Below are 23,128 nucleotides of genomic sequence, written 5' to 3'. Positions count from 1 at the left end.
TCAGTGATCGCACGCCTAGAGCCACACCGGAAGTAGCTGGGCGCGGCCGGCGCAGGGTGCGCAGATTGCTGCCGCGCCCCGCTGCTGCGTACCGCTTAGTCGTTATCTAGGGCGTGGCGGCCGCCGGGGGACGGGGGAGCCGGAATATCGGTATAGCCCTCGGTGGACGGAAACTCGCGGGTCTCAGGGTTAAACACCGGGAACTGTGCGGTTTCGTCGGTGGTGGTAGAACCGTGTGCGCCAGAGCCAGACGCGGCAGCGCCGGCTGTCCGGGCGCGGTGCTGTTGGGCGTGCTGCGGCTGAGCAGCACGCTGTGCCGCGTGCCGGCCGCCGCGGGTGTCTTCCTCGCTGGGTTGGGTGCCGGGGATAAATCCCCACAGGGCATAAAAGGCGATGTAAAGGATGCCGGAGGCGGTGAAAAGGAGCATGGCCCAGGGCTGGAAGTCCAACTGGTTCAAAGAGCGGTTGGAGCCTTCGAGCCAGAAGGCTGCGGAGACGTACGGCAGCAGCACCACGCACATGGCCACGAAGGAAATGAGTGCTGCTACTTGCGCGCCGATGACCCCGCGCAAGCGCTTGCCCAGTGCCTGGTTGACGGAGATGAGGACCACGATGGCCAACGGGAAGACCCAGACCCAGTGGTGGTACCAGGAAAAGGGCGAAACCAAGCACGCACTAATGCCGGCAAGGGACATGGCGGCGGAGTTATTCTTGTGCTTCATCGCTGTGCGCAGGGCCAGGCAGGTCAAGACTAAGACCACCGCTACGGCGGCGAGCCACATCCAACCGCCATCGATGCCCCACGCGCGCACCATGATCGAGCGGATGGATTGCGCACCCGGGTTGGTGTGTTCACCCACGCGGGAGGAATTGAAGATGGCATCGGTCCAGAACACCCCGGCATCCGGAATGGTGACGAAACCAATCGCAACGGTCACCGCAAAGGTAAGGACGGAGATAACCGCCTGCCACCAGCGTTTCTGGAATAGGAGCACTAGGCCCATAAAGGCCGGGGTGAGCTTCAAGCCTGCGGCGAGGCCGATGCCAATACCGGGCAGGGCCCTCTTTTTTGGAATGACGTCGAGGGCGACCAAGAACATCAAAAAGACGTTGATCTGGCCGTAGAACAAGGTGCCGTACATCGGCTCCACAGCCGGGGCGCACAGCACTAGTAGGATGGCGACGACCCAGGTCAAAGGCGAAAGTTTGAGGCCGCGCTCGTGGAAGACCATGAGGATGACGGCCAATAAGGCAAGGATGGTGCCGCCTTGCCAGAGGATGATAAGGGGGTCATCGGCAAGCGAAGAAATCCACTTGAACAGCGTGCCGGCAAAGGGCGGGTAGGTAAAAGGAAGGTTGCCAATATAGGCGTTGTCATAAAGGTTGGCGCCGTTGGCCACCTCGCCGCCGGCGAGCCAGTAAATCTTCAGATCCAGCGGCACGCGCCAGATGAAGGCATTGGGACCGTCGTATTGGCTATAGCGGGAGATGCTGAAAATAAAGAAGGCAGCCAGAAGCGTGGCCAGAGTAGGCAGTCCGTATAGCTTTTTCACGGTTAAAGGTGCCTCCTATTTGCGGCGCAGCGAACGGCCGGCGGGGCGGTCATTGCGCGACATCGATTCCTCGGAACCATACAGACCTTCACGGCGTGCAATGCGTGAGGTGCGCTGCGCGGTTACCGGGCTGGTAAACATCGCAAACAGTACCAGCAAAATAAGCATACCCAAATCACCACGCTCGGCCATACTGAAAGATTCGGCGCCGGTAATGCGGATGAACGCACCCATGATGGTGAGGATGAGCCCGGTGGTCTGCGGCTTGCTCACGGCGTGAACGCGGGACATCGTGTCCTTAAAGCGCGCCAGGCCAATGGCGGCGGCGAGGATGAGGAGGCTGCCGCTGATGACGAGGATGAGCGAGAGGATATCGGCGATTAGTGACCAACTCATTGGTTATCCCTCTTCCTAAACCTGGTGACAGACACGGTGGAGATGAAGCCGAGCAGCGCGATGACCAGCATGGCCGAGACCACGGAGGTATCAAGCGACCAGCACATATAGGTCGCCAGCGCGCATTGGAACATGGCGGTAAAACCGTCCATTCCCACCAGCCGGTCGAGGGAATTGGGCCCTACAATAATGCGCCAGACGGTTATTAATACGGAGACCCACAGCAGGAATGCGGGAACCAGCAGGATGGCGTGATAGATCTGCGGATCCATTATGGGTGGCTCCTTTCAAAGATCTCGATCATGGAAGATTCTAGACGGGAGACGGCATCGATTTCGCGCTGGATTTGCGCCTCATCCCGGGCATCCAGGATGTGGATGGTGATCATGCGATTGGCGATGTCAATATCTGTCACCGTTCCACCCGGCTGCAGGTTGTACAGCGTCACCGCGAGGGAGAGGATGAACTCATTTTCCAGGCGCATCGGCAATTCCAGGATGGCGGTTTGAGGCAGAGGCTGCGGCCGGGAGGCCAGCCAGCCCACCTTGAGGGAGGCATAAAATAGCTCCCAGAACCAGCGCAGCATGTACCGCAGGAATTTGCCCCACGCGACTTCGACGCCGGCAATGGGCATCGCCGGCAGCGGCAGGGCGAAGACGATGACTAGGGCGACGAGGAGACCACCAACCACATTGCCCACGGTGAGTTCGCCCATGAGCATGCACCACATGACCGTAATCCAGACGGTAAACCACGGCCGGAAGCGGTAGCGCACACCAGCAAAGCGGCTCTTAGTCATCGCGGGCCTCCTTCTTTTGTGGGGTAGGGCTTTCGTGTGTCCCCGATTTCGCCGGTGCGTCCGATTTTGGCTTTTCCGAGTTCGACGTTTCCGAGTTCGGCGTCTCCGTGGTTGTGGATTTCGGATCGTGGGCCGGGCTGGGATCCGGTAGCCGTTGGCTGCGCTCCTTGTAGGAGTCCGCGCCGCCTTCGTAGCGGTCCTTCTGGTCAAGGTGCCGGGTGGGGTTATCGGCATTTTCGCCCAGTACGGCGTACTGATAAATGGAGGTATCCTGCGCGGATTCGGCAGCGCGGGAGGTGACACCGGAAATCGGGCCGGCGAGGAAGGTAATCGAGGTCGAGGCGATGACCAGCAGCGTCGTGGCGCCCACCATGCCGAACGGCACCCGGCCGACGTCCTGGCGGGAGGAAAACTCGACCTCATCGGTGATATCAGAAAGCGGGGCCGGGCGAGCCAGGGCGACATTGCCTTCGGGGGCATCGGCGCGGTCGCGCTGGAAGCCCTTGGCCCAGACCAGCATCATGACATAAAGGGTCAGCAGCGAGGTCACCAGCGCGCCGCCGATGAGCACCCATGCCAGCCAAGAGCCCTCATTGGCACCCGCCTGAATGAGGATGATCTTGCCCAAAAAGCCAGAGAACGGCGGCACGCCGCCCAGGTTGATTGCCGGGATGAAATACAGCACGGCGATAAGCGGGGCGGAATACATCAGCGAGCCCAGGCGCCGCAGGGAGGACGTACCGGCCTGGCGCTCGATAAGGCCCACGACCAAGAAGAGCGCGGTCTGCACCAGAATGTGGTGGATGGCGTAGAAAATGGCGCCGGATAGCCCCTGGGCGGTGCCCAAAGAGACGCCGAAAATCATATAACCAATGTGGCTGACCAGCGTAAAGGACAGGAGGCGCTTAATATCGGTCTGCGCGATGGCGCCCAAGATGCCCACCAGCATGGTGGCCAGCGCCACCCACATCAGCACGGTATCGAGCCCACCATTGGTGAAGATGGACGTGCGCGCGCGGATGATCGCATATACACCGACCTTGGTAAGCAGGCCGGCGAACACGGCCGTGACCAGCGAGGGCGCTGTGGGATAGGAGTCCGGTAGCCACGCGGCCAGCGGCACCACCGCGGCCTTAATGCCAAAGGCCACGAGCAAGGTGGCGAAGATGGCGGTGCGGGTGCCCTCCGGGATGTCGTGCATGCGTTGGCCAATCTGGGCCATGTTCATGGTGCCGACGGAGGCATAGACATATGCCAGCGCCAGAAGGAAGATCATGGACGAGGCCATCGAGACCATCACATAACCCACGCCGGCGCGAACGCGGCCTGCCGATGCCCCCAAGGTCAACAGCACATACGAGGCCACGAGGAAGACCTCGAAGCCGACGTACAGGTTAAATAGGTCGCCGGCCAAAAAGGAGATATTTACACCCATGGTCAGCAGCATGTAGGTGGGCAAGAAAACCGCGACCGGTTCATCCTTGGTGCCATCGCGCACACCCTGGGAAATGGCGTACCAGATGACGGAGAATAGCACCACAGACGAGGTAAAGAGGATCATCGTGGACAGCCGGTCCGCCACCAACGTGATGCCCACGGGCGCGTCCCAGCCGCCTATCTGCAGGGTCTGTATGCCATGGAAATCCACTATTATGATCAGGCTCGCGTTGACCGCAGCCGTAATCAGCAGGGAGAAAAAGGCGATCTGGCGCTGCACATTAGGCATGCGGGCAAAGAGCAGCGAGAGTGCTGCGGCCACCGCCGGGATGATGATGGGCAGCGGGATAAGCGCGCCGACGTACGGGTACATCGTCTCGGCCGCCTGGTGGAATGGCTCAGTCATCGTCGGCTCCCTTCACCGGCTCCTCGAAGGATTCGGGGCCGAAATTATCGCCCTCCTTGGTAGCCCGCCCGGTGGCGGGGTCATTGGAGGCATCATGATCCGCGCTCGCCGCTGCGCTGCCGGGCTTGGAGGCCTTGGCGGCAATGGCGGTATCTTCGGCGTCATCTTCAATGACGTCGGCGGTGCGGTAGCGGTACTGGCGGTAGGCCAAGGTGAGGATGAAGGCCGTCAGCGCCATGGAAATGACGATGGCTGTAAGGATCATCGCCTGAGTGAGGGGATCCGCAGTATCGCTGCCGTAAGGCTGGGCCTCGCGGCCATCGATGGGCGGTGAGCCCGCCGGGCCGCCGGCCTGCAGCATGAAGAGGTTGGCGCCATTGCCCAGCAAGAGCAGCCCGAGCATCATCTTGGTCATGGCGCGGTCGAGCAAGAGGTAGATGCCCGCAGAAACCATCACTCCGGCGGCGAGCAGGAGGAAGAGGTTGGCTTGCATTTATTTCTCCTTTCCTGCGTTGTCCCCGGAACCTGTGCCGGAGGAGCTCGTTGAGGCTGGTACCTTTTCTTGTTTTTGCGCCCGCTGGGCCTTTTGTTTGGTGCTGCGCTCCCGGTTTTTCCGCGCCAGGGAACGGGCGCGGTCGCGGGCGCGTTGCTTACGCATCTCTTCTTCCTCATCCAGCTTGGCGCCGAGCGAGCTGAGCACGTAGAGCGTCAGCCCCACGACGATGAGGTAGACGCCCAAGTCAAAGACCAGCGCTGAAGGCAGTGAGACCGCGCCGATAAGCGGGATTTCGGGCGAGGTATATCCGCTGGTAAGCGGCGGGTAACCAAAGAACATCGGGACCACCACCGCCAGGGCGGACAAGGTGAGGCCTGCGCCCATGGTGCGCCCGGCATCGATGGGCAGGGCTTCATCGAGCTCCGCGCGGCCACCAGCCAGGTAGCGCAGGATGAGCGCGAGTGCGGCCACCAGGCCACCGGCGAAGCCGCCGCCTGGCGCATTGTGCCCGGCAAAGAAGAAGTAGAACGACAGCGCCATCATGGAGGGGAAGAGCACGCGGGTGGAGACATCGATCATCAGCGAGCGGTTGAGCGCCTGCTCCGATTCCGAGCCCGCGGCTAGCCAGCGCCGGCCAGTGACCTGCAGGGTAGGCCGGCGGCTGTCTCTGGAGAAGGATTGGGTGCGGTAAATCAGGGAGGCCACACCGAGCGCGGCGATGATAATGACTGTGATCTCGCCGAAGGTATCCCAGGCGCGCAGGTCCACCAGCAAGACGTTGACGGCATTGGCGCCGTGGCCGATTTCCTTGGCCAGCTCCGGCATGTACTGCGAGATGGGTTCGGCAGACCGCGCGTTGATGGCGAACATCGCCACGATGGTGACGGTCAGGCCAGTGCCGACGGAGAGCCAGGCGCGCAGGCGGCCCATCTTTGGGTCCTGCTTCCACTCGGTAGACGCCGGGATACGGCGCAGTACCAGCATGAATAGCACCATGATGATGGTTTCTGTGAGCAGCTGGGTTAGCGCCAAGTCCGGGGCACCGTGGATGGCAAAGACGAAGGACAAGGAATATCCGGTAATACCGACGATGATGACGGCGGACAAGCGGTTATCGGTCACCGTCGCGGCAATGGCGGCCACCATCATGATGATGGCGGCGACGACCTGCCAGGGGTTTTCTGCAACCACCATGCGGATATCCGTGAGATCGCCGGTAATCAGCATCGTCAGCGGCAGCACCATAAGGGTAGCGAAGATGACGGTCAGGTTGAGCTGCAGCGAACCGCGCTGGGTAACGGCCGTGGTGCGCAGGGAGAGCTTGCGCAGGGTGGAGATGACCTTGTCGTAGACAGCGTTGGCATCGCCAAGCGCGGGGTACGCAAACTGCCATTGCTCCAGCACCTGGCGGCGCCAGTGAACGATGATTCCGGCCACGATGATGATGGCGGATACGCCCAAGGTCACCGACCACCCGTGCCAGAGGGCGAGGCCCTGGTGCTCGCCTGCCTCGAAGGTGGAATCGAGGTGCTGATCGATGGCCGCCGAGAGCGCCTGCGGCGCGAGGCCAAGCGCGATGGTCAGCGCGGTGAGCACGGCCGGGGCGAGCCACAGGCCCACGTTGACCTTGTGCATCGTGGCCACGGCCTTAGAGACGCCGTCCTTATCGTCCGGCAGGTTCTTGGAGGCAAAAGCACCCCACAAAAAGCGCAGGGCATAGGCCATGGTGAGGATGGATCCTGCCACATAGGCCACCAGGATCATATTGCGCGGCATGCCAATGAGCAGCTCTTCGTGCATGGTGGATTCCAGCACGGCCTCCTTGGACACGAAGCCAAAGAGCGGGGGAACGCCCGCCATGGACAGGGCAGAGATAATGGCGATGCCGTAGAGGAAGGGCTGCCTGCGGCCAAGTCCGGATAGCTTCGTAATATCGCGCGTGCCCGAGCAGTGGTCGATGGCGCCGACCACCATGAAGAGTGCGGCCTTAAAGAGCGAGTGGGCAAAGGTCAGCGCCAGGCCCGCCTGCATGGCCTCCCGGGAGCCAACCGCCACGATGGAGGTAATAAAACCCAGCTGGGAGACCGTGCCATAGGCCAAAATGAGCTTGAGGTCCTTTTGTTTTAGCGCCATCCAGCCGCCGAGCAGCATGGTAAATACGCCCAAGGAAATGACCACGAGGTGCCAGGTGGCTACCTCGTACATATCCGGTGCCAGGCGCGCGACCAGGTAAATTCCGGCCTTGACCATGGCCGCGGAGTGCAGGTACGCCGAGACCGGCGTCGGCGCTGCCATCGCACCCGGCAGCCAGAAGTGCGCCGGCACGATGGCGGATTTGGTCAGGGCGCCGACCAGGATGAGCACGATGGCGACGGTGACGTACGGCGTTTGGGGAAAGTGATGGTAGGCGTGGATTTCACTAAACGTCCACGCCCCGGTCTGCCGGCCGAGCAGGCAGATGCCCATCAACATGGAGAGGCCGCCCATGACGGTGACCATAAGGGCCTGCTGTGCGGCGCGGCGCGAGGAGGCGCGCTCGGCATAGTAGCTGACCAATAGGTACGACAAGAGGGAGGTGATCTCCCAGAAGACGTACATGAGCAGCAGGCTATCGGAGGTCACAAGCCCAAACATGGCGGTGGCAAAGCCCACCATTTGGCCGGCGAACATGGCAAGGCGGCGGCGCGTGGAATCGAAATAGCCCCAGCAATACAGCAGGACCAAGGCGCCCATGCCCAAAATGATGAGGCTAAAGAGCCCGCCCAGGGCATCCATGCGCAGATCCACGGCGAGGTGCGCGGCCGGCATCCACTCGATGGTGTAATTCAGCGCGCCGCCGTCGCGGAAGGTGCCCCGGGCAAAGTGCGCGAGGGTCCACACGAAACCGACACCGGGAACTATTGCCAATAAACCAAAGGCTGGGCGGCCCACATTCATAATGAGCAGCGGTGCAACCACGGTGGCAACGATGAGGGCACCCAGAAGTATTAGCACGTTGGAATCTGCGCTCCTTAGGTTGTGTCAAGTTCTCAGACCCTCGTTGCCGCGGGGCGTGGCGATATGCGCCGGGAGCATATACACACCAAGACAGTCCGTACTTGGCCGAGTACGAACTGTCCCACTTGTGCAAGCAGCGTGGCCGGAAACGGGGTCAACTCGTCGAGAGTTTACCGGTTTTTCCACAACTTCGAAAGATTACTTTTCGTGCACAGTATTATATGCCGCCGTTGCGCGCTTTTTAAGCGTAGCGCTGCAAGAAAAGAGCCTCCGCGGCGGCGACGTGCTCGATCTCGGTGGGATCGACGGACTCATTGGCGGAGTGGATGGTGCACTTGGGCTCCTCCACGCCGTAGAGGGCTATTTCCGCGTTGGGGTGTGCCTCCTGCAGCTCGGTGGTCAGCGGGATGGAACCGCCCATGCCCTGTGCCGCGGTGTCCTTGTCGTAGGCCTCGGAGAGGCACTGACCCAATAGTGCGACTGCGGGCTTTTCCGGGTCGGTGGAAAAACCTGCATTGGCTTCCACGACCTCCGCTTTGACGTGCGCGCCCCACGGCGCGTGGTTCTTCACGTGCTCGCAGACGGCCTCGCCAATGGCGCGGGCATCGGTGCCTGCCGGAACGCGCAGGTTCAGCTTGGCGGCCGCGGTAGCGGGGACGGCGTTGACGGCCTCAGCCACTGGGGTAGAGGTAAAGCCGGTCACGGAAATGGCCGGGCGGGACCACACCATGTCAGCCACCGGGGTAGCACCCTCCGGATCCTTGGAGCCCATGATCTCGGTGCCCTCGAGCAGCTGCGCATCGCCGCGAAAGGCCTCGGCAGGGTATTCCTGGCCCTGCCAGTGGGCGCTGGTATCCACGCCATCGATGGTGGTGCGGCCGTACTCATCCGTGAGCGAATCCAGCGTGCGCATGAGCGCCTTCACCGCATCCGGGGCCGCGCCGCCGAATTGGCCGGAGTGCACGGGTGCGGCCAGGGTATTGACCTCGACCTCAATCTGCGCGCCGCCGCGCAGGGAGGTGGTTAAGGTGGGCTGGCCCACCGCGGCATTGCCGGCATCCGCGATCAGGATGGCATCGGCAGCGAAAAGCTCCGGGCGGTCCTTGATGAGCTGGGACAGTCCCTCGCCGCCGCGCTCCTCGGAGCCCTCGATGAGGTACTTGAGGTTCACCTTGGTGCCGCCATTGGCCTCCAGTGCCCGCAGGGCTGCTAGGTGCATGGCCACATTGCCCTTGCAGTCCGCCGCGCCGCGGCCGTACCAGCGGGTGGTGCCCTCGGCATCGGCGCGCTCGGTCAGGGTAAAGGGATCGGATTCCCAGGCCGCGCGGTCTCCTGCGGGCACGACATCGTAGTGCGAGTACAACAGGACGGTCTTGGCGCCTTCCGCGCCCTTGCGCTCGCCCACAATGGCGGTGGAACCATCCGCGGTGGTGATGGTTTCTACCGTTGCCCCTGCTTCTTCCAGCGCGGCCTTCACCCACTGGCTCGCGCCTTGGGCCTGGTCTTCCAAGCCCGGCTCATTGTGCACGGAGTTGAATTCCACGAGCTCGCTGAGCTGGCGGAAGATGGTGTCGCGGTCGCTACGAATGCTGTCAATCATATCTGTCATGCAATCCACGGTACCTTGAGCGTTTGGGCCGCAATACAGATCCGCGCGACAATCCCTATACATTCCTGCCCGCGCTTGCCGATGCCCCCTTCCTTCCGCCTTCGCCACCCCTCCCGGGGGAAGTGTCACCGCGGTGTGCGGCGGGCAAAAGATCGCTACAGGCAAGCGCGTTGTTTCTTGCAGTAGGGGTAGGAGAGTGCCAGAATGGGCGTTAGCACTCGGACAGGATGAGTGCTAGATAAATCTCCATCGTTGTGGTTGAGGTTGGTCCACACTCACCAGCCATGCCGTCGCGGGCGTCCGCAGCGAGAAAGACGTGAGTGTCGTCCTCAATAAATCCAAGGAGCACAAACACTATGGCAAAGATTATCGCTTTTGATGAAGAGGCCCGCCGCGGCCTTGAGCGCGGCCTGAATACTCTGGCTGACGCAGTCAAGGTCACCCTGGGACCCAAGGGCCGCAACGTCGTCCTAGAAAAGTCCTGGGGCGCCCCGACCATTACTAACGACGGCGTTTCCATCGCTCGCGAAATCGAGCTCGAGGATGCTTACGAAAAGATCGGCGCCGAGCTGGTCAAGGAAGTTGCCAAGAAGACCGATGACGTCGCCGGCGACGGCACCACCACCGCAACCGTTCTGGCACAGGCACTCGTCCGCGAAGGCCTGCGCAACGTAGCCGCTGGTTCTAACCCAATGGGCATCAAGCGCGGCATCGAGACCGCAACCAAGAAGGTTGTGGACTCCCTGCTGTCTTCCGCCAAGGAAGTAGAAACCCAAGAGCAGATCGCTACCACCGCTGGCATTTCCGCCGCGGACCCGGCAATCGGTGAAAAGATCGCCGAGGCTATGTACACCGTGGGCAACGGTTCCGTAAACAAGGACTCCGTTATCACCGTGGAAGAGTCCAATACCTTTGGCGTGGACCTCGAGGTTACTGAGGGTATGCGCTTTGATAAGGGCTACATCTCCGGCTACTTCGCCACCGATATGGAGCGCCAGGAAGCAGTCCTGGAGGATCCGTACATCCTGCTGGTCTCCTCCAAGATCTCCAATATCAAGGACCTCGTCCCGCTGCTGGAAAAGGTCATGCAGTCCGGCAAGCCGCTGCTGATCATTGCTGAGGACGTTGAGGGCGAAGCCCTGTCCACCCTCGTGGTGAACAAGATTCGTGGCACCTTCAAGTCCGTTGCCGTGAAGGCTCCGGGCTTCGGTGACCGCCGCAAGGCCACCCTGCAGGACATGGCCATCTTGACCGGCGGCCAGGTCATCTCCGAAGAGGTTGGCCTCTCCCTCGAGACCGCCGAGCTGGAGTACCTGGGCCAGGCACGCAAGGTCGTTGTCACCAAGGATGAGACCACCATCGTCCAGGGCGCTGGCACCCAGGAGCAGATCGATGGCCGCATCAAGCAGATCCGCGCCGAGATCGAGAACTCCGATTCCGATTACGACCGCGAGAAGCTGCAGGAGCGCCTGGCTAAGCTCTCCGGTGGCGTGGCTGTGCTCAAGGTCGGTGCCGCTACCGAGGTTGAGCTCAAGGAGCGCAAGCACCGCATCGAGGACGCCGTGCGCAACGCCAAGGCAGCCGTGGAAGAAGGCATCGTTGCCGGCGGTGGCGTTGCCCTGCTGCAGGCCGCTTCCGTCCTTGATTCCATCGAGGCTGAAGGCGATGAAGCCACCGGTGTAAAGATCGTCCGCGAGGCACTGTCTGCACCACTGAAGCAGATCGCTCACAACGCTGGCCTGGAGCCAGGCGTCGTTGCAGATAAGGTCTCCGGCCTGCCTGCTGGTGAGGGCCTCAACGCCGCTACCGGTGAGTACGTTAACCTCATGGAATCCGGCATCAATGACCCGGTTAAGGTCACCCGCTCTGCACTGCAGAACGCTGCGTCCATTGCGGCACTGTTCCTGACCACCGAGGCTGTTGTGGCCGATAAGCCAGAGCCTGCCGGCTCCAACAACGCTATGCCTGACGCTGACGCTATGGGCGGCATGGGCTTCTAAGAGCCCCTGCACCACGCCTAGCGCATACTGAGCTTCCGCTTTATATATGCGCTTGCGTCTGGCGAAAGCTGCGCCCCTCACTGTGTGCTGAACGCACGCGGCGAGGGGCGCAGCGGCGTTTTATACCCCTCTGCAAAGCGCTGAGGCGGTTATCCCTTTGAGGAGACAGGGGATACGAACGGATCCGTTTGTATAGCTTGCGATCTACTTTTCGTTACATCGGTGGTGGCTCTAATCATCTTTAGTTACCGGAACTAACCCCGTAATAGGGTAAAAAGTGGGCAAAAACCGCGGTAATGAAAACTAATTCCATATAAATCTCCAGTTCTGCATTTATAGGAAAATTCATCACCAATCTTTACGGTGTTAATTTTTCCTTAACCTTGCGGCGAGGCGGCGGCGCGGTAGTCCCGGTTCAGCGGCATACAGTTGTAATTAAGGTAAACGATTGAAGTAAAAATCCAGTGTAAAATTTTTATGAAAACTTAAGGCGCTGAGAAGGTTTCTAGAAATCTGGGGTTGCTTCGCTGAAGCCCTATGGTAAAATACTCCTCGTAGCGCCCACCGAGGGTGCCTGCACATTGCAAAGCCCCTTCGGGGTACAAGCTTCGGACCTATTCGAGGAGAAAAACATGAACGTGGATCTTGCCGCCATCCAGATGCACCTTGACAACTTCGTAAACACTCAGCAGGGCTGGTACAAGGTACTGTCCGGCGTCACCGAGATTCTTTCCGGTCAGAACCTGAAGGACGGCGCCAAGGAGCTTATCGATTTCCCAGAGCTGCCAGAGCTGTCCTCCAAGTAATCTAACCCGGATCACTTTCCATACCTTTTCACTAGGAGATAAAAATGAAAGAAGCCATCGTCTTTTCCTCTGAGTTCAACGGTGCAGCCAACGGTGTTGTTGAAGCTGTTCACACTGTAGTTGAGCCGTTCATCAACATTGCTGACGGTGCATCCCAGCTGATCGGCATGTTCGTCTAAGAGCATCCTCGGGTGAGCCTTAAGGCTTACTAAACAAAGAAGACCTACCGGTTTCGGTAGGTCTTTTTTCGTTTTCCTTTCCTTTATTTATGGGGTGCACCTGCGAAAAGTTAGCGCGCTAGATGTCTACATTCGGGTTACACTAAGTGCATGGCTGATATTAAAGACGACGACCTTCCTGAGATTGACCTTGCAAAAACCGACGGCTTCGTCGTTGACGGAACGGATGAGGATGACCCGTCGCTGATCATGCCGGATGGCTCTCCGGTGCAGACGTGGCGCGAGAACTACCCGTATGAAGAGCGCATGACTCGCAATGAATACGAGTCCATTAAGCGCGCACTTCAAATCGAGCTATTGAAGTGGCAGAACTGGACCAAGGAAACTGGCCAGCGCCACATCATTTTATTTGAGGGTCGCGATGCTGCCGGTAAGGGCGGAACCATCAAGCGCTTCAATGAGCACTTGAATCCGCGTGGTGCGCGCACCGTCGCATTGGAAAAGCCATCCCCGCGTGAGTCCACGTCTTGGTATTTCCAGCGCTATATCGAGCACTTCCCGGCTGCAGGCGAAATCGTCTTCTTTGACCGCTCGTGGTACAACCGCTCCGGCGTTGAGCGAGTGATGGGCTTTTGTACCGAGTCCCAGCACGCGGAGTTCCTGCGCGAGGTGCCGATGCTAGAAAACATGATCCTCGGATCGGGCATTTCGCTGACCAAGCTGTGGTTCTCCGTTACCCGGAAGGAACAGCGCACGCGCTTTGCTATCCGCCAGATTGACCCGGTGCGCCAGTGGAAGCTTTCGCCGATGGACCTGGCTTCTCTGGATAAGTGGGATGACTACACGCGTGCGAAGGAAGAGCAGTTCCGTTATACGGATACTGAGGAATCGCCGTGGATTACCATCAAGTCCAATGACAAGAAGCGCGCTCGCGTCAATGCGATGCGGTATGTCTTGTCCAAGTTTGAATACACCAATAAAGATTACGACGTGGTGGGTGAGCCGGACGGGAACATCGTCAAGCGCGGTCGCGACCAGATTGGTGATTAGTAGCGTTAATCCCTAGCGCCGTTGAGCGGGAAGATCGAGGAGATCGGTCTTCCCGCTTTGCTATGTCTAAGGCCTCTGAGGAGGCTCAACCTTCTTTATGGCGGCAGCCTGAGGGTGCCTGATAATTCTCACAGCTATTTCTTAAAAAGTTGGCAGCCATAAATAAAAAATACTTGAATTACGTTCCCGGGGAAACTACTATCAAGGTGACCTAAAAGTCATCATATCAATATGCGTGACACAAACCACTAAAAGGAGTACGTACATGATGAGGAAGAAACTGTGCGTTCTGGCTACCGCAACCGCTGTATCCATGGCGCCCATCGCAGTATCAGGAACGCTCACCGCTACCGCCTTTGCAGAAGGCGGCCAGCCAGTAGCAGAGGTGGCGGCAGATAAGACCGACGTTCTCGGTCGTTCCACCGTTTCTGATAGGCAGATCGCCGATGAAGACGGCTACTTCGATAGCCACGACGGCGAGGGCGTGAAGATTTACTACCGCAAGCAGCTGGTAGAAAACCCACGCGGCAACGTCGTGTTGGCACACGGTGTGTCTGAGCACTCTGGCCGCTATGACTACGTGGCCAAGCGCCTGCTGGACGCTGGCTACAACGTCTACCGCCTGGACCACCGTGGACACGGCAAGTCTGCGTCCGGTAGCACGCCGCTGGGGCACATCGATAACTTCCAGTACATCCTCAATGACTTCGACCGCGTCGTCGACATGGCCAAGGGCGAGCACCCCGATGTAAAGACCTTCCTGCTGGGCCACTCCATGGGCTCTCTGACCGTTCAGGCATACGGCATTCGTGAACCTGGCAAGGTCGATGGCATCATCACCAACGGCGGCGGTGCACCGTTGAACCTGTCCGGTAAGAAGGCAACCGGCCGGACCATCACCCCGGACGAGATTTCTGAGGTGCAAAAGCAGCTCGACCCCACCCTGTTCGAGCGCCTGCCGTTAGCGGATATCACCAGCTTCAACGCCCACTACGCGCAGAACCTGATCCCGCACCGCACCCACATTGGTGCGCAGTCGCCGGAGCTTTCGAAGAAGATCATGCTGTCCAACCCCTTCACAGAGGGTATTTCCACCAGCCAGGCCGTGAAGGACGAGTACGCGTCTAGCCCGCTCATCGCGCAAAAGACCAGCGCCGGTACCGCGCTGCAGTTGGGTGCTATCGCTACCTACGATGCTGTGAACGCGGACCTGTTCACCGCGCCGACGCTTATCATGCACGGCACCAAGGACGGCATCGTTCCGCCGTACTTCTCCCAGGACTGGTACAACTCCATTTCCTCTGATGACGTGGAATACATCAACTGGGAGGGCCAGAAGCACGAGGTCTTCAACGAGCCAGCCGCTGACCAGGCCCTCGACACCGTGGTGGACTGGCTGGACCGCCACGTGTAGAAGATAGCGTGTCTCGGGTTCAATAGGCCCGGCACATAATGACCTGCTTTCCCTGCCGTTGGGTTGGTACTTAGGCTTTAGCGGCCTGGGGAAGGTGGGTCATTTATGATTTGTTTGAATTATTTAGACCTGCGTAGAAGGTGTCCAACTCGGTGAGAATTGCTGTTGTTGGCAGGTTTTCCGTGAGGTAAGAGGCTAAATCACGGTCCAACATCGCTGCTACATCTTGGCAGGCCTCGTGGCATTCTCTAGGCCGTAAACGAGTATCTGTGCCCGTGACAGGGATGCCGCGAAGGACTACAGACTCGTGATGCGCAACCCTATTTCTAATTTTCTTTATCTCGAGGATTTTGGAATGAACCCACTTACGGGTCAGACCGTGAGTGGAATATTCTGGATCTTTCTTCCGAGCTACTGAATTCGCACCTGGGAAGACAGAAATTAAGGCTTGGCGGGACCAAATTCTGTCATGATCAGCATTGTTGAAAGGGGCTGGTAAGCCCGTGGAGCCTCCTGTATCGAGGATATTTGTCCAAGTTCTAAACATCGAAGCAGCAATGACCCTTCCTCCTAGCCTTCTGCTTCGTTCGGTATTCTTGGTGAAGTCTCTTGGCAGGCTATTCCATGCTTCTGTGATATTGTCTCGAACCCGTTTATCGAACCCCATCTCGAGCTTGCAATACCAATCATCTCCGTATTCGGTGCTGAGATATCCAGAAACTGAGTTACGTAATGCTACTTCGATGAAGGCTATCTCGTGAAAAAGGGAAGCACTAAGGTGGCGATCGAGTTCGTAGAGCTCAAAAGCCTTATCTGTGGATCCACCGGTTTTGTAAGGTAGGGCTCCAACCTGTTTTCTGATAACCACTCTTTTTTAATCCGTTTACTACTCATGGCTACCAACTTAAGGGCTCTTTAAAAATATTTTTGATTGAGGCGGCACGTCCGATTATACTCGGTATAGTATTCCCCTCCTTGTGGTGGTCAACCGTTCAGCGGCTTGGCTGAGGAGGGGTCTTTTGCTTACAGAACCCCGGCTTGAGGTTGACCTTGTGGTGGTCCCTCTAAAGCCGGGGTTCGGTGTTTGCGTGGGCTAACCCCACGGCTCGATGGGGTTACCCTGCCAGGTGGCGTTGGCGGGGACGCGGTCACCGCGCATGACCAGCGAACCGGGGCCGACGGTGCTGGATTCGCCAATGAGCGAGGCGGGCAGCGCCACCGAATGAGAGGCGAGCGTGGAGCCGGCCTCGATGGTGACGGTATCCAGGCTCATCACGCGGTCCTGGAATAGGTGGGTCTGCACCACGGTACCGGGCCCCACGGAGGCGCCAGCGCCGACGTGGCACAGATCGGTTTCGGGGAACCAGTAGGAATCGATCCAGGCGCCCTTGCCGATGTCCACTCCCAGCCCCCGCAGGCCCAGGTTGATCTCTCCTGTGCCGTAGGTGTGCTGGAAGAACCACGGGGCGGCGACGACCTCCACGAAGGTGTCCTGTAGCTCGTTGAGCCAGACGAACACACTCCACAGCGGGTGGTCGGCCGCGCTGTGCGTGCCCACGCAGATCCACTTCACGGCGATGGTCACCGCCATGGCGATAGCGCCCATGGCCATGAGCACGAGGCCGGAAAGGGCCCAGGTGGTGGGGAAGCCGACATCGGCAAGCAGGTAATACAGCGTCCCCAGGGTGGCGGCGAGCAGCATGGCCGAGAACATCGGCGCGAGGAGGCGCATGGTCTCCACGACGCCGCGGGCGGCCTTGAGCTTGAAGCCCGGGTTGTAGGTCAGCGCCTCGGCGGACTCGGCGGGGGCATCGATCTGCGCGGTAACGCGCCGCATGCGCTCTGGCGGGGAACCCCACCAGTTGGCCCCGGACTTCGTCTTCTTCGGGGTGGAGGACAGCACCGCGACCAGGGAGTTCTTGGAAAGTTTGCGCCCAGGTGCGGTAATGCCGGAGTTGCCCACGAAGGAGCGCTTGCCCACCTTGGCCTCGCCGGAGTGAATCCAGCCGCCGCCGAGCTCGTAGCCGCCGATCATGGTGTCATCGGCAAGGAAGGCGCCGTCTTTGACGTCCGTGAATGCGGGGATCATCACGGCGGTGGAAATCTCCACGTCCTTGCCAATGCGCGCGCCCAGAGCGCGCAGCCACCGCGGGGTCAGCTGCGAGGCATAGAGCGGGAAGAGCTGCGTGCGGGCCTCATCCATGAGGCGCTCGATGGCCCACAGGCGCCAGCCGGCGGCAGAGCGCACCGGGTTCACGCCGGGCGAGATGCCGATGGACAAGATGCGCACGCCCAGCCAGGTCTGCAGCATGTAGGTGGCAAAGGCCGCAAGCGCCGCGAGTGGAGCGAAGAGCACCGCGCCGACGAAGCGGTTCCCGTCCGTGGAATGCACCAGCGCCAAATCCACGATGGCGCCGACAAGCACCGCGATGAGCGGCTGCGCGGCCAGGAACAGCGAGGTCGCACCGTAAATAGCCACCCACCAGGGGCGGCGCTTCGGCGGCTTGGAGGGGAAGCGGTGCTTGGAGCGGCCCACCTTCTTCGCAGGAGAGCCGGACCAACGCTGGCCGTCCTTGATCTTCTTGCGGCCGGTGACGGTGGAACCCGCCTCCACGTGGGCGTACTTGCCCACCACGGTGCCGGGCAGCAGGGTGGAGCGCGCGCCCACGCGGGCGCCTTCCTTGATATCGATGGCGCCGACGTGGAGCACGTCGCCGTCGAGCCAGTAGCCGGTGAGATCGACCTCTGGTTCCACCGCGGCGTGCTTGCCCAGGGTAAGCAGGCCCGTCACCGGTGGCAGCGAGTGCAGGTCCACGCCGCGCTTCATCTTCACGCCCAAGGCGCGGGCGTAGTTATTGACCCAGGTGGCGCCCGCAATGGAGCGCGAGCCGGAGGCATCCGCCCACCGCTCCGCGGCCCAAATACGCAGGTGGGTCGAACCGCCGCGCGGGTAATCGCCGGGCTTAATCCCGGCGGTAATCAGGCGCGCGCCAAAGCCGCCGATGGGGATGCGGCCCAGCGGCGTGGCAAAGATGAGCACCAGCGCAATGACCAGCCACCACGGGAAGGGCTGCGCCCACTCGACGCCCAAGGCGGAGGCCACGGTCGAGCCCAGCATGAGCCAGGCCAGCCAGGTGGTCGCCGCCAGCGTCATGGCGGGGATCTGCAGCAGCGTTTGCGCCACGTGGGTCTTCGCGCCAACCGGGGTGACCTCGCGCAGCGGTTTCTGTTGTTCCGCTTCGGGGCGCGGTTCGGCGCCGGCGATGAGCTCCGCCAGCGAACCTAGCCGCGGGTGGTCATAGAGATCGCGCACGGCCACGGTGGGGTAGCGATCGCGGATGTGGCCCACCAGCGTCGCCGCGGCCAGGGAGGTACCGCCAAGGTCGAAGAAATCGGCGTTCTCATCCTCCACGGATACGCCGAGGGTCTCGACCCAGAGCTCGGCTAGCCACTTCTCGGTCTCCGTCAGCGTGGTCGATTCCACGCCAACGCCGGGCAGCGGCCACGGCAGCGCCTTCTTATCCACCTTGCCGGAGGTGCGCACCGGCAGCTCATCCATCACGCAGATGCGCGGGACCAGCGCCGCAGGCATGGTTTCCGCCAGCCGTTCGTGGGCCACGCCGTGGTTAAAACCGCGCGCCTCATCTTCCAGCGAGACGTATCCCACCAGCACGGATTCACCGCCCGGGGTCTTTTGCACGGCCACGGCGGAGTTGTAGACGTTATCCAGCGCGGCGACGTTCGCATCGACCTCACCCAGCTCGATGCGGCGCCCGCCAATCTTTACCTGGTCATCCACGCGGCCCACAAAATACAGGCCGTCTTCTTCCAGGCGCACGTGGTCGCCGGTGCGGTAGGCGCGCTGCCAGCCCATGGATTCCAGCGGCGCGTACTTCTCCGCATCCTTCTGCGGGTCCAGGTAGCTGGCCAGGCCCACGCCACCGATGACCAATTCGCCGGTTTCACCCAGGCCAACGGGTTGCCCCTGCTTATCGATGACCACCAGGTCCCACCCATTCAGCGGCAAACCGATCGAAACCGCGCGCCCTGGAATCATCCGTTGCGCGCAGGCGACGACCGTGGCCTCAGTGGGGCCGTAGGTATTCCACATCTCGCGGTCCTCGGTGGCTAGCCGGTCCACCAATTCCTGGGAGCAGGCCTCGCCGCCGACGATGAGCAGGCGGATATTATCCAGTGCTTCCGCTGGCCACAGGCCCGCCAGGGTGGGAACCGTGGAGACGACGGTGATATCGCGGCGAATCAGCCACGGACCAAGGTCCATGCCGGACCGCACCAAGGAACGCGGTGCCGGGACCAGGCAGCCGCCGTGGCCCCAGGCCAGCCACATCTCCTCACAGGATGCGTCGAAGGCAACCGAAAGCCCGGCCAGCACGCGGTCTTCCGGGCCGAGCGGGCCGTGGGGGTGATCGACGAGGAAGAGGCTGGCCTCCGCGTCCACAAAGGCGGCCGCCGAGCGGTGGCTGACGGCAACGCCCTTCGGCTTGCCCGTGGAACCGGAGGTAAAGATGATCCACGCAGTGTCTTCGGGCCGCGGGGCTTCGACGCCTTTGGCCGCGTGGCGCGGTTTTTCGCGCAGGAAGCGGAAGCCGTCATCGCTAAACAAGCCATCGATATCGGCCTCACCAAAGACCATCTCCGCGCGTTCATCCGGATCGTCCGCATCCACCGGCACGTAGGCCGCGCCGGCGGCCAGAGTGGACAGGATGGCGAGGTAGAGATCGCGCTTGCCAGACGTCATCCGGATGCCGATGCGATCGCCGCGGCGCACGCCATTGACGTGCAGCTCTGTGGCCCACAGCTGGACCTCGTGGATGAGTTCGGCGTAGGTGATGATCTCGCCATCATCAAGCGCGGCGGCTTCTGGATGAATCTCAGCGGTGGTCGTGATGATGTCCCACAGCGTGCGCGGGCGCGGGGCCAGATCGCGCAGGAGGTACTGCTGCGGGACGCTGGGAAGTTCTGTATTAGGCCTACTACATTCTTCGGGCTCGTCCATGCTTATGCCTCGTCCTCGTCCGCAGCGATGATGGCCTTGGCCAGCTTGCGCAGGTGCTTGAGCTGCTTATTGGTGGATACGTCGAGCGCGTCATCCTCGGCGTTGGTGACGAGCTCCGCCAAGTCCTTGTGGGTCTTGGTGCCCTTCTTGGTGCACGCCACGATCTGGCGGCGGCGGTCCTTGGGATCGCGCTCGCGCTTGGCCCAGCCGCGCTCCTCGAGGGCATCAATAAGCCGCACCATATCGGAGGCGTCGATGGCCAATGTGTCAGACAGGTAGGACTGGGAGGCGGCATCCGCCTCGACGAGGCAGGTAAGCACCCAGAACTCGCGGATGGTCGTCTGCTTCGTCTGCAGAGCCACCTCGACGCCATCGCGGGTGCGACGGCGCAGGCGCTCTAGCTGAAAGGACGGGGATTCGAGCAGGGAGGTTGGTATGCCAGAATTATTAGTGGAAGCCATACCATCATCATAATCTCAAAAGATGGGTAAAGGCCAATTAATTGCGAACGACGGGCAGGCCATCCGCTTCCCACTTATCGGTGCCGCCCTCGACATTAATAACGTCCCAGCCCAGGGAGTTCTCCAAATACTGGCACACCTGCGCGCTGCGTCCGCCTAGGTGGCAAATCACATAAATATCTCGCTCCGGATCAATTTCCTGGATGCGACCCGTTATCTCGCTCATGGGAATATGGGTGGCGCCCTCCGCATGCACGGTGGCCCATTCGTCGTTTTCGCGCACATCGATAAGCTGCGCGCCTGCTGGAACTTCGGTTGGCTGTACGTTTTGCATACCCCGCAGTCTACGTGCCGCGCGCTAGCCGCCGTAGGTGGCCGCGGACAGATACTGCAAGATTGCCTTCACGCGGCGGTTATCCTCGCTGGGGTCCAGGCGCAGCTTGGTAAAGATATTGGAGACGTGCTTGGCCACCGCAGCGCCCGAGAGCACCAGCTCGGCGGCGATGTCCTTATTGGACTTCCCGCGCGACATCAGCTCTAGGACCTCGCGCTCGCGCGGGCTGAGCTCGCCCAACCCGCTGCGCCCAGAGCGCATCAGCGCCTGCGCCACCGTCGGATCAATGACCGTGCCGCCCTGGGCCACCACCTCGAGGCTGGCCAGGAAATCGCGCACCTCAGAGACGCGATCCTTGAGCAGGTACCCGGTGCCCGCATCCGGGGAATCAAACAGCGCTACCGCATACGCCGGCGCCACGTACTGCGATAGCACCATCACCGGCAGGCCCGGATAGGCGCGGCGCAGCGCCACCGCCGCCTTCAGCCCATCATCGCCCATCTCCGGTGGCATGCGCACATCCGTTATCACCACATCCGGCAACTGGGCACTCAGCTTGCCGATGACCCCCTCCAGCTCCACCGCCGTTCCCGCCCTGCCCACAACCTCGTGGCCGCGGCGCTCCAAGAGCCCGGCAAGGCCCTCGCGCAGGATCGCGGAGTCATCCGCAATCACAATCCTCAATCCACTCATGCTGATACTCCCGTCTGCCCGCGCTCCAAGAGGAGCGGAATCGTACAACTCACCCGCGTCGGGCCGCCTTCCGGCGAGGACAGCGACATCTCCCCGCCAAAGGCCGCCAACCGCTCGGCCATGCCGGAAAGCCCGCGCCCCGGCTCCACCCGCGCCCCGCCCGGGCCCTCATCCACCACCGAGATATGCAGCGCCGCATCCGAGGTGATGAGCACCGAGACCGGCGCGCCCGGCGCATGTTTCGCGGCATTGGTCAGTGCCTCGGTACCGAAGAAATAAGCGCAGGCCAGCACGCTGGCGGAAAGCCGCGGCAACGGGTGAGGGGCGTAGACGCTGACGTGGGGGCCGTGGGCGGAGGCGGCATCGGCAAGCGCGGCGACCAAACCGTGATCCTGGAGGACCTGCGGGTGAATGCCGTGCACCGTCGCGCGCAGCGAGCGCAGGCCGCGATCCACGTCCCGCTTCGCGGCCTCCAGCAGCTCGGCCTCGGCGCCGGTGGCATCCAGCAGGGCCTCACCGAGCTTCATGCTGGCCGCCACCAAATATTGCTGCGCGCCATCGTGCAGATCGCGCTCGATGCGGGCGCGCTCTATCTCGTAGGCATCCGCAATCGCGCGGCGCGAGGCCGTCAGCTCCGCGATGACCCGCGCCTGCCGCTCCTCATTGCTGGTGGCCTGCTTCTTGCTGAAAAACACGCCCCTAAGCCTAATCGCACGCGCCCCGGGCCGGGGTAAATCTAGCACTACCCGGAAAGTATCCTTAGCGCTGTAGGAATAGCGCGCCCGGCACGGTGAAATGAACAGCATGACACAGACACTTTCCCTCCACGACATCACGAAGGATTTCGGCGGCGGCCCCGTGCTGGCCGGCATCACCCTAGACATCACCCCTGGCGAGCTCGTCGCCATCATGGGGCCCTCCGGCTCCGGCAAGTCCACGCTGCTGCACTGCATGTCCGGCGTGCTCACGCCCACCGACGGCAGCGTCCGCTTTGGCGACGAAGTCATCTCCACGCTTTCCGATGCCGCCCGCTCCCGCACCCGCCTCCGCCACTTCGGCTTCGTCTTCCAAGACGGCCAGCTTTTGCCGGAGCTGACCAACTTGGACAACGTCGCGCTGCCCGCGATGCTCAACGGTCTGGGCCGGCGCGCGGCCCGTTCGAAGGCCATGTCCCTGCTCGACCAGCTCGGGCTCGGCGACCTCGCGGACCGCCGCCCCGCCCAAGTCTCCGGCGGCCAAGCCCAGCGCGTGACCATCGCCCGCGCTCTCGTGGCCAACCCCGGCGTCATCTTTGCCGATGAACCCACCGGCGCCCTCGACCAAGCCACCGGCCACGAGGTCATGCAGATGCTGACCACTACCGTGCGCCAATCCGGCGCCAGCCTGGTCATGGTCACCCATGACCCCAAAGTGGCGGACTGGATGCAGCGCCGCGTGGAAATCCGCGACGGCATCATTCACGATGACCGCCGCCTGGGGGG

Annotated in this window: 20 protein-coding genes and 1 pseudogene; 6 read left to right on the top strand and 15 right to left on the bottom strand. The window is 61.4% G+C overall.

Annotation, left to right across the window (positions count from 1 at the left end; genetic code table 11):
* Positions 1 to 95: 95 nt before the first annotated feature.
* From ABRP93_RS04785 to ABRP93_RS04745, 9 genes are all read right to left on the bottom strand, one after another.
* Positions 96 to 1,553, bottom strand: coding sequence for a glycosyltransferase 87 family protein (locus ABRP93_RS04785; protein ID WP_349887083.1), 1,458 nt, complete (start codon positions 1,551 to 1,553; stop codon positions 96 to 98).
* Between the two features lie 15 nt (positions 1,554 to 1,568).
* Positions 1,569 to 1,949 carry a monovalent cation/H(+) antiporter subunit G gene (locus ABRP93_RS04780; protein ID WP_005279458.1) on the bottom strand — a complete coding sequence of 127 codons (381 nt, stop codon included), beginning with the start codon at positions 1,947 to 1,949 and terminating at the stop codon, positions 1,569 to 1,571.
* On the bottom strand, positions 1,946 to 2,221 hold the full coding sequence (locus ABRP93_RS04775) for a monovalent cation/H+ antiporter complex subunit F (RefSeq protein WP_005279460.1): 276 nt from the start codon (positions 2,219 to 2,221) through the stop codon (positions 1,946 to 1,948). Before ABRP93_RS04775 ends, ABRP93_RS04780 begins: the two co-directional genes overlap by 4 nt.
* A complete protein-coding gene (locus tag ABRP93_RS04770; protein WP_349887082.1) occupies positions 2,221 to 2,748 on the bottom strand; it encodes a Na+/H+ antiporter subunit E in 528 nt (175 codons plus the stop codon). Before ABRP93_RS04770 ends, ABRP93_RS04775 begins: the two co-directional genes overlap by 1 nt.
* Complete coding sequence (locus ABRP93_RS04765) at positions 2,741 to 4,591, bottom strand: Na+/H+ antiporter subunit D (protein WP_349887081.1); 1,851 nt, start codon at positions 4,589 to 4,591, stop codon at positions 2,741 to 2,743. The genes ABRP93_RS04770 and ABRP93_RS04765 overlap by 8 nt, the downstream gene beginning before the upstream one ends.
* Positions 4,584 to 5,084 carry a Na(+)/H(+) antiporter subunit C gene (locus tag ABRP93_RS04760; RefSeq protein WP_349862454.1) on the bottom strand — a complete coding sequence of 167 codons (501 nt, stop codon included), beginning with the start codon at positions 5,082 to 5,084 and terminating at the stop codon, positions 4,584 to 4,586. The genes ABRP93_RS04765 and ABRP93_RS04760 overlap by 8 nt, the downstream gene beginning before the upstream one ends.
* Positions 5,085 to 8,081, bottom strand: coding sequence for a Na+/H+ antiporter subunit A (locus tag ABRP93_RS04755; protein WP_349887080.1), 2,997 nt, complete (start codon positions 8,079 to 8,081; stop codon positions 5,085 to 5,087). It abuts the gene before it with no gap.
* A gap of 244 nt (positions 8,082 to 8,325) precedes the next feature.
* The gene (locus ABRP93_RS04750) at positions 8,326 to 9,693 is read right to left on the bottom strand and encodes a dipeptidase (protein WP_349887078.1); all 1,368 of its coding nucleotides are present in this window, start codon (positions 9,691 to 9,693) and stop codon (positions 8,326 to 8,328) included.
* Between the two features lie 211 nt (positions 9,694 to 9,904).
* Positions 9,905 to 10,048 (bottom strand): hypothetical protein, encoded by a 144-nt coding sequence (locus ABRP93_RS04745; protein ID WP_156904629.1) that lies wholly within the window; start codon positions 10,046 to 10,048, stop codon positions 9,905 to 9,907.
* 1 nt (position 10,049) lies between these two features.
* On the opposite strand from ABRP93_RS04745, the gene groL reads away from it, so the two are divergent.
* The 5 genes from groL (at position 10,050) to ABRP93_RS04720 (ending at position 15,142) form a co-directional block, all read left to right on the top strand.
* Positions 10,050 to 11,693 (top strand): chaperonin GroEL, encoded by a 1,644-nt coding sequence (groL, locus tag ABRP93_RS04740; protein ID WP_005279471.1) that lies wholly within the window; start codon positions 10,050 to 10,052, stop codon positions 11,691 to 11,693.
* A gap of 632 nt (positions 11,694 to 12,325) precedes the next feature.
* The gene (locus tag ABRP93_RS04735; RefSeq protein WP_349887077.1) at positions 12,326 to 12,499 is read left to right on the top strand and encodes a hypothetical protein; all 174 of its coding nucleotides are present in this window, start codon (positions 12,326 to 12,328) and stop codon (positions 12,497 to 12,499) included.
* 44 nt (positions 12,500 to 12,543) lie between these two features.
* A complete protein-coding gene (locus ABRP93_RS04730; RefSeq protein WP_349887076.1) occupies positions 12,544 to 12,678 on the top strand; it encodes a hypothetical protein in 135 nt (44 codons plus the stop codon).
* Positions 12,679 to 12,828: 150 nt separating this feature from the next.
* Positions 12,829 to 13,728 carry a polyphosphate kinase 2 gene (gene ppk2 / locus ABRP93_RS04725; RefSeq protein ID WP_023023989.1) on the top strand — a complete coding sequence of 300 codons (900 nt, stop codon included), beginning with the start codon at positions 12,829 to 12,831 and terminating at the stop codon, positions 13,726 to 13,728.
* A gap of 265 nt (positions 13,729 to 13,993) precedes the next feature.
* Complete coding sequence (locus ABRP93_RS04720; protein ID WP_349887075.1) at positions 13,994 to 15,142, top strand: alpha/beta hydrolase; 1,149 nt, start codon at positions 13,994 to 13,996, stop codon at positions 15,140 to 15,142.
* Positions 15,143 to 15,245: 103 nt separating this feature from the next.
* On the opposite strand, the gene ABRP93_RS04715 is transcribed toward ABRP93_RS04720, so the two are convergent.
* The 6 genes from ABRP93_RS04715 to ABRP93_RS04690 all read right to left on the bottom strand — a co-directional run bounded on the left by ABRP93_RS04715 (position 15,246) and on the right by ABRP93_RS04690 (position 22,453).
* A complete protein-coding gene (locus ABRP93_RS04715) occupies positions 15,246 to 16,010 on the bottom strand; it encodes an Abi family protein (protein WP_023023986.1) in 765 nt (254 codons plus the stop codon).
* 225 nt (positions 16,011 to 16,235) lie between these two features.
* On the bottom strand, positions 16,236 to 20,159 hold the full coding sequence (locus ABRP93_RS04710) for a Pls/PosA family non-ribosomal peptide synthetase (RefSeq protein WP_349887073.1): 3,924 nt from the start codon (positions 20,157 to 20,159) through the stop codon (positions 16,236 to 16,238).
* A gap of 2 nt (positions 20,160 to 20,161) precedes the next feature.
* Positions 20,162 to 20,620, bottom strand: coding sequence for a MarR family winged helix-turn-helix transcriptional regulator (locus ABRP93_RS04705; protein ID WP_284869436.1), 459 nt, complete (start codon positions 20,618 to 20,620; stop codon positions 20,162 to 20,164).
* Between the two features lie 37 nt (positions 20,621 to 20,657).
* The gene (locus ABRP93_RS04700; RefSeq protein WP_349887072.1) at positions 20,658 to 20,954 is read right to left on the bottom strand and encodes a rhodanese-like domain-containing protein; all 297 of its coding nucleotides are present in this window, start codon (positions 20,952 to 20,954) and stop codon (positions 20,658 to 20,660) included.
* Positions 20,955 to 20,978: 24 nt separating this feature from the next.
* Positions 20,979 to 21,647 (bottom strand): response regulator transcription factor, encoded by a 669-nt coding sequence (locus ABRP93_RS04695; protein ID WP_349868140.1) that lies wholly within the window; start codon positions 21,645 to 21,647, stop codon positions 20,979 to 20,981.
* Positions 21,644 to 22,453 (bottom strand): sensor histidine kinase, encoded by an 810-nt coding sequence (locus tag ABRP93_RS04690; RefSeq protein WP_349837725.1) that lies wholly within the window; start codon positions 22,451 to 22,453, stop codon positions 21,644 to 21,646. Before ABRP93_RS04690 ends, ABRP93_RS04695 begins: the two co-directional genes overlap by 4 nt.
* Between ABRP93_RS04690 and ABRP93_RS04685 the strand changes: the two are divergent.
* Positions 22,452 to 23,126, top strand: a pseudogene (locus ABRP93_RS04685) (ABC transporter ATP-binding protein); the annotation flags it as partial. The gene ABRP93_RS04690 and the pseudogene ABRP93_RS04685 overlap by 2 nt on opposite strands.
* Positions 23,127 to 23,128: the final 2 nt, after the last annotated feature.

It is taken from the genome of Corynebacterium sp. KPL2850, from assembly GCF_040225855.1.
GTDB lineage: Bacteria > Actinomycetota > Actinomycetes > Mycobacteriales > Mycobacteriaceae > Corynebacterium.
This window is presented reverse-complemented; position numbering and strand designations above follow the sequence as displayed.